The following is a 2,761-nucleotide window of genomic DNA, read 5'->3' on the forward strand; positions in this document are numbered from 1 at the left end:
AGCAGGGAAGAGGTAAAAACTAATGTGTACCTCATGAGTCCTAGAAACGCTATATATCCCATAAGGTACAACTTGATCCTCCGTTTCCCTTAATAAGGGTGACTTTGAGGTTGAAAAGCGTACCTCATAACTTATATACCAATCCGTGTAGGAATTGCGATAATTTTTGTTCCCTCTTCCCTACTCCCTACTCCCTACTCCCTACTCCCTACTCCCTGTTCCCTGTTCCCTTTGGTATAGTTTTGTTCAACCCTAAATTGGCGATGAAAAATCTAACTCTGCTATCTACTACACTCCTGATTGCTACCTCTGGATTAGTTTTGGTGGCACCCCAGGCAGCTTCAGCTTTAAATTGGAACTGGAGTTATTCTGCTCCTGGTATCGAAGCCAGTGGTACTTTCACTACTAATGATACTCCTGATGATTTGGGTTTTTTCTTGATTTCTGAAATTACTGGCACGCGCAACAGCGAAACAATTACTGGTTTGCAACCTACTGGTACTTCTACACCGGGAAACGAACCTTTCGAAGTTGACAATTTAATTAGTCTTGATGCTAATCAGTTAACAACTGACGGCTTTGGGTTTTCCACCTCAGCTGGAAACTTTGTTAATGTCTTTTTCGCTAGTTTTTTGCAGCCCCCTAGTTTTTTTGAAGTTTTTTCGGCACCGCCATTTATCACTGGTTTTCAAAATTTAGGACCGGAAGATAGTGAGTTACCCATTAGTTTTTCTGCGAAACCGGTGATTGTCCCTGAACCCACTCATAGTATAAGTATCTTTACCATTGCCACTCTCGGCTTAGCTTCAACCATCAAACGTAAGCTGAAACCTTCCCCATCTAAACAAAAGGTTTAGCCTCAATTACTTATCAGTAGGAAAAAACTGATTTGTGAGTAAGGTATTAGGAAAGGGAGTAGGGAGTAGGGAGTAGGGAGTAGGGAGTAGGGAGTAGGGAGTAGGGAACACAAATACAGCGGTTTGCAATTCAGTTAGGTACAAATTTCTGGATTTTAGGGAACAGGGAACAGGGAACAGGGAACAGGGAAGAGATAAGAGGGAAGTCGGAAGTGGGAAAACAATCCTGTCTACCTGATAGTTATGCAAACCGCCGTATTTCTTAATCTTGACTTCGAGTGCTGTAGCATTTGTATTTAAGTTGTGAACAAAATCTCTTAGGTAAAGGCAACAAGCAACAGGGAACAGGCAAGACTTAATCAAGTATAAATGGATTTTGGTTAATGTAAAAAACGGGAATAATTTTTTATAATTCCTACAAGAAATGCTATACTAAATTAGTATTGGTGTTCATGAGCTATTTAGAAATCCTATAGCAGTGAGTAATAACAACGATAGATTAGACCGGATTGAAGCAGTGGTGGAGTCATTAGCCCGTTCTGTAGAAGCTCTTACTAATGACCATCAACAGAGAATTCAGACCATGGAAGAGGTTGTCAATAGAGTTACCAGAGTTGAGGAAGGATTGACTCGGATGTTAATAGCTATCGATGCTCTTCCCCCCAGTATTGATACGGCTGGCGAAATTAATATTTGTTTACAAAAGGATGAGCAGATGTGGAAAATATCCTTTGTTCGTAGTTGGTATGGGACTATAAGTTGAAACAATTGTATTAGTTATCAAACTGAGGAGTCCCATTTGCCGCTACCCGATGTTCTCGTTTTGCTGCTTTTGCTCCGACCAGTTGACCTATGTGTAAACAAATATTAATTTGGCCAGCGGTATCAAAATTGGGGGGTAATAATGTCAAAGTCCCCCAGAATTGGGGGATTTAGGGGGCAAATGCGTAAGTCCTGTAGAATCCGCGAATATAGAATTTAGAATGTAAAATTAAGAATTTAGAATCTATAGAAATCAAAATCTATCCCTTTTGCCTTTTGACTTTTGCCTTGTCAACACCCACGGTTTATGAGACTTATGCAAGAGGTCTAATTTGGAATTTACCATTCTAAATTCTAAATTATTAATTATAACAGACAACACCCCTTTCCCGAACAACCCTAGAGCAGAGTCGATTCAATAACTCCTTTGGAATTGCCTCGAAATTCTCTAAGACGAAATCCATTAAAGCCAGATGGTATAAAGAATCGGCACTAGGAGTTTTCTAGCGAGCACCTTGAGCCAGCCAGGTATTTACAGCGTAAGTTGAGCGGCAGCAGATGTTACCGATATCTGCTTGATTGACTGGCCATTTGCGGTAAAACGCCTGGGGTGTCATGGACAGTCGGCAGTTGCTGTATAGGTTAATCAAGATTTCCTCTCGCTCAGTGATGGCACGAGGCATTGAATCTGGGCGTGTGGATTGCCTCTCAGCAATTTGCGCAAGCCGGTCTAGGGCTCGCTGACAGTAAACCAGATGATCTACTGACCGTTTTTTTGGCATCATAGAATTACCTCACACATAGCTTGTGACTGGGGATAAAGCCGCGCTTGTTGTGTCAACTTGGAAGCGCGGCTTTTTGTCCAGAAATATTATCGAAATATCAGACATTTTTATTATTACTAATATCTCTAAAAAAGTCAAGGCTATTTTTAAATATTAAACATTTTGTTACAAATGAAAAAAATACGATAGGGTTTATAGTTTAGAGTTAAAAATGTCAGCTATCATCAGCTATCAGTTTATATCATAATAATATACACATTATTTTTTCCCGATTCCCTACTCCCTACTCCCTACTCCCTACTCCCTACTCCCTACTCCCTACTCCCTACTCCCTACTCCCTCAAAAATTGACAACTA

General features: G+C 40.5%; 4 protein-coding genes. 2 read left to right on the forward strand and 2 right to left on the reverse strand.

What is annotated here, in order from left to right; all coding sequences use genetic code 11:
* Positions 1-104 precede the first annotated feature (104 nt).
* The gene (locus F6J94_RS32685; protein WP_293047848.1) at positions 105-857 is read left to right on the forward strand and encodes a PEP-CTERM sorting domain-containing protein; all 753 of its coding nucleotides are present in this window, start codon (positions 105-107) and stop codon (positions 855-857) included.
* Between the two features lie 6 nt (positions 858-863).
* Here the strand turns inward: F6J94_RS32685 and F6J94_RS32690 are convergent, their stop codons facing one another.
* Positions 864-1,220, reverse strand: a complete 357-nt coding sequence (locus F6J94_RS32690) for a hypothetical protein (RefSeq protein ID WP_293027763.1) — start codon at positions 1,218-1,220, stop codon at positions 864-866.
* Between the two features lie 115 nt (positions 1,221-1,335).
* Between F6J94_RS32690 and F6J94_RS32695 the strand changes: the two genes are divergently transcribed.
* Positions 1,336-1,620, forward strand: coding sequence for a hypothetical protein (locus F6J94_RS32695; protein ID WP_293027760.1), 285 nt, complete (start codon positions 1,336-1,338; stop codon positions 1,618-1,620).
* A gap of 502 nt (positions 1,621-2,122) precedes the next feature.
* On the opposite strand, the gene F6J94_RS32700 is transcribed toward F6J94_RS32695, so the two are convergent.
* The gene (locus tag F6J94_RS32700) at positions 2,123-2,404 is read right to left on the reverse strand and encodes a hypothetical protein (protein ID WP_293047850.1); all 282 of its coding nucleotides are present in this window, start codon (positions 2,402-2,404) and stop codon (positions 2,123-2,125) included.
* Positions 2,405-2,761: the final 357 nt, after the last annotated feature.

This window comes from Moorena sp. SIO1F2, assembly GCF_010672755.1.
In the GTDB taxonomy this organism is placed as follows: Bacteria; Cyanobacteriota; Cyanobacteriia; order Cyanobacteriales; family Coleofasciculaceae; genus Moorena.

What these genes read in the sequence shown, in the direction of transcription:
- F6J94_RS32700 (WP_293047850.1), bottom strand. Translation starts at nt 2,404, where the DNA reads ATGATGCCAAAAAAACGGTCAGTAGATCATCTGGTTTACTGTCAGCGA.